The 4,163-nt window shown below is 66.2% G+C and carries 2 protein-coding genes; one reads left to right on the top strand and one right to left on the bottom strand.

What is annotated here, in order from left to right; translation table 11 throughout:
- Positions 1 to 242 precede the first annotated feature (242 nt).
- A complete protein-coding gene (locus tag AC25Y0_RS12925) occupies positions 243 to 1,691 on the bottom strand; it encodes an alpha/beta hydrolase (RefSeq protein ID WP_488124230.1) in 1,449 nt (482 codons plus the stop codon).
- A 415-nt stretch (positions 1,692 to 2,106) separates the two neighbouring features.
- Between AC25Y0_RS12925 and AC25Y0_RS12920 the strand changes: the two genes are divergently transcribed.
- Positions 2,107 to 3,918: a putative Ig domain-containing protein gene (locus AC25Y0_RS12920; protein WP_488134782.1), complete on the top strand. Its 1,812-nt coding sequence runs from the start codon at positions 2,107 to 2,109 to the stop codon at positions 3,916 to 3,918.
- Positions 3,919 to 4,163: the final 245 nt, after the last annotated feature.

Here is a 4,163-nt window from a genome sequence, read left to right as displayed (position 1 = left end):
CACACCCGGCTCGGGGTACTCGCTGATCTCGACGTTGACGTCGATGTCGCTGGATCCGAGCTCGTCGGGTGCCTCGTCGGCGATCGCGGCACCTGCCACACCCACCAGCAGCACCGCACCGCCGGCAGCGGCGGTGACCCGACCGATCATTTCGCGCGTTTTCATTGCATTCTCCACTTCACGTTGTTTCAAACAGGGGGGTGTGGTGGGCCCGACCGTACGGACGGGCCCACCACGATCACTCAGTTGCAGGACGTCGCCGCATACGACGCCGTCACCTGCGTCGACATGGGCTTGCCGTGCACGACGGACGTCGCGTCAACGGTCACCGTGCCTGCCGGCACAGACGCTGCACGCGTCGTGAACGAGTGCGTCGCGCGCTTGTCCTCCGCGATCCCGCTGAACGACTTCGTGCCGAAGGTGCTCGACACCGTCAGGTCGACCGTGGCGGCGTCGGCGTTGGTCGCCGTGACGCTGATCAGAGCCTTGCCCGCCACGCACCTCACTGCAGCGGTCGCCGACACGCTGAGGTCCCAGGCGTCCGGCTGCCACACGTAGTCGCGGGCGAAGATCGTGAACAGCTGGTTCCAGGCATTGAAGTCATGCGCTCCGGAGACCACCACGTTCTCGATGCGCGCGTTCGTCAGTGCCGCGACGGCGTTGGGGTTCGGCAGGCCGAAGTCCCAGGCGCCCCCGCCGTACATGATGAACGGGACGCCGAGGTTCGGCGTCGTGTTGCGCACGCTGACCCCGCCACTCCACGGGCCGTAGTAGCCGAACAGCGTCGGGTCGTAATTGATGATGTTCGACGTGACGATGCCACCGGCCGACAAGCCCGCGAAGGCGCGGTCCTGCGCGGCGGTCGACACGTTGTAGTTCGCCTCGACGAACGGCAGCACGACATTGCGCAGGTTGGGATAACCCTGGTTCGCAGCTCCGAGGTAGTTGGTGTTCGTGGTGACCACGATCGCCGGCTCGGTGTCGCCGTCTGCGATCAGGTTGTCCATGATCACGGGGACGTTGCCCATGTTCATCCAGTCCGACTGGTCTTGACCGCCGCCGTGCTGCATGTAGATGGTCTTGTACGGCTCTGCGCGGTTCGCGTCGTAGCCCGGGGGCAGGTACACGCCCATCGTCCGGCTGGTTCCTGCGACCTCGAACGGCACGTAGCTCCAGGTGCCCTTCGCGATGCCGGTGCGCTCGTTCTCGGCGAGCGCGCGGGCGGCCAGCGGTGCGTAGTTCTGCTTTACCGGGTCGTACGGCACGAACACCTTGTTGAAGGATCGCCGGGCGGTGCCGGTCAGACCGTCCGGCGGGTTGATCGGCGGGTTCGCCGGGTCTGCCAGCCACAGGTTCGTGTTGTTGTTGACATAGAACCAGTACTGGTTCGCACCGGCGGCGAGCGGCACCTGCGTCACCCAGTTGCCGTCACCGGCGTACGTCATCTCGACGTCGTAGCCGCCGCCGCCGCGCATGAGGCCCGGTCGATACTGCGAGGGCGAGTACACGGTCGTGTCCGTGGGGTCCGCCCAGTTGCGGAGCATGATGTCCGCGACGAAGCGCACACTGGTCGCCTCCGGCAGGTGAATGACGAACCGACCGGTGTAACCGGTCGGTGAGGTGGGGTCTGCGAAGATCGTCGGTCCGGGAGTGACCTCTTCCTCCTCCGCATGTGCTGGCGCTGAGGCCATCCCCAGCACCATCGCCGTGGCGGCCGCGAAGACCGCGAGCGGTCGTAGCAGCCGACGGGCTGTGCTTTGGCCCTCAGCGGGCGAATCCGCCCGCCTTCTTGATGTGACAACGTGCATAACCGTTCCTCCTTGAATGGCTGCGGGACACCACGCTGCGCCCCAGACGAGGTCAGGGTACTGAAGGTTTACGACGTTGTATATACCCTTCTCCATCGTTGTAGATGATTTCGCGCACCGTGCGGAGTCCCAAACGAGCGTCGAGAGGACATCGATCCTTTACAACGTGGTAAAGCACTTGTACCCTGACGGCGACTGGGGGGCTCGAACCATCCGACCCCGGCATCCGATAGCCATTCAAGGAGGAACGGTTATGAGAGCTGTGCAATCCCAGGTTTCAGCCCGAGACGGATCGGGGGTGCGAGAGCGTCTTCGCACCCGCGTGCCCCGATCCCTCGCGGCGCTCGGTGCCGCGTTGGCGCTGGTACTCGGCATGGCCGCCGCGCCGGCGCAGGCTGACGAGAGCCTCACGCCGGGGCCGACGATCTTCGCAGACCCCACCTCGCCGACCGGTTACACCGGTCGTTTCGTGTTCTACGAGCCGGATGCGACCAGCGTGCGCTTCGTCGCCGACATCCTGCTGCGCGACTGGGAGAACCCGGCCGACACGACCGTCTACCAGCCCTCGCAGTACCGCCCCGGTCTGATGCGTGGCGCGGGCGCTTACGACGTGCAGATGACGTATGCCGGTGACGGCTACTGGGTGACGCAGGTGCCGCTTGCGGCCGGCCCGAACCAGTACTGGTTCTACGTCAACAACAACACCAACCTGTGGGTCGCCGACCCGGCGAACTCGCCGATCTTCGCCCCCGACGGACTGACGGGCAACGCCCGCCGAGCCTTCAACGCGGTGTACGTCCCCTACGACCCGGTCAAGCAGAACTACGCGCCCCTCGCGGAGCGCGTCATCGCCAACCCCCGACCGGACTCGGCGAAGGGCACGTGGAGCTACGTCCCGATCACGATCGGCGGCGCGACACGCACCCTCGGCGTCTACCTCCCCCCGGGCTATGACCCCGAGCGCGCCGAGCCGTACAAGACGATCTACCTGCAGCACGGCAGCGGCCAGGACCAGTCCGACTGGCTGAACATCGGCAGCGTCCCGATCATCATGGACAACCTGTTGCAGGACGGCGATACCGAGCCGGCCGTCATCGTGACGACCAACTCCAACTACCTCGGCGTCGGCAACCAGGGCTACCCGAACATCACCAACGTGATCATCCCGTTCGTCGAGAGCAACTACAACGTCTCGACCGACCGGCTCGATCGCGCGTGGGCGGGTCTGTCGATGGGTGCCTCGATCACCTCGGGAATCATCAACAACAACCCCCTGCGGTTCGGGTACTACGGCGTATGGAGCTTCAACGCGGGCATCACCCGCACGACCGCGAACGTCGACCAGGCATACATCCACATCGGATGCGGCGTGTGGGACAACCTCAACCTGTGCGCCACGCCCACCGCGCTGAACAACCTCAACGGGTACGTCAACTACAAGAACACCCGCATCGCGGGCGGCCACGACTTCAACGCCTGGCCGCAGTTGTTCGCGATCTGGGCCAAGGACTACCTGTGGACGCCGAGCTCGTTCAACTCGGCCCCGGTGTTCGCGACCGGCGGTGAGAGTCAGACGGTCGATGAGGGTGAGACGCTCACCTTCGGCGTCGAGGCCTCGGACTCCGACGCCCCTCGGGACACGCTGGTCTACTCGGCGCAGGGGCTGCCCGCGGGTGCCTCCTTCGACCCGGCGGGCCGGCAGTTCACCTGGACGCCGGGCGCCGATCAGGCCGGGTCGTACGAGGTCACCTTCACGGTGGTCGACGGCACCCGGGCGTTCAACCTGTCGGCGACCAAGACCGTGGAGATCACCGTCGGCAATATGCCGCACGTCTCGGCCACGGCGACGGTGCGCTGCGTGGCAGGCAAGGCGCTCGTCAGCGTCACCGCGACCAGCGGCGACCCGGCAGCGCTGGATCTCGCCATGACCAGCTCGTACGGAGCCAAGTCCTTCGCCGGCATCGGCGCGGGCAAGAGCGCGACGCATTCGTTCACCACGCGGCTGGCAGCGGTGCCCGCCGGAACGGTGACCGTCACGGCCACCGACACCGCGGGCGGCGCCGGATCCGCCCAGGTCGCGGCGCCGTATGCCGCGGCGTCCTGCGGGTGAGTGATCGTGGTGGGCCCTTCCGGGCGGTCGGGTCCACCACACCCCTTTGTGTGTTCTTCGTCAATACCTGAAATGGAGCTGAAGCAATGAGAAAACGTGAATGGATCGGTCGTGTCACGGCCGGAGCGGCGGGAGTGGTGCTGCTCGGCGGTGTGGCCGGAGTCGCCGTCGCCGATGACCTGGATCTGGGGAGCAGTGACGTAGAGGTCTCTGTGCAGATCAGCGAGTACCCCGAGCCGGGTGTG

Source organism: Microbacterium sp. Y547 (assembly GCF_057669785.1).
This window is presented reverse-complemented; position numbering and strand designations above follow the sequence as displayed.

Coding starts and splice junctions, on each gene's coding strand:
- AC25Y0_RS12925 (WP_488124230.1), bottom strand. CDS start 1,691: ATGGCCTCAGCGCCAGCACATGCGGAGGAGGAAGAGGTCACTCCCGGA.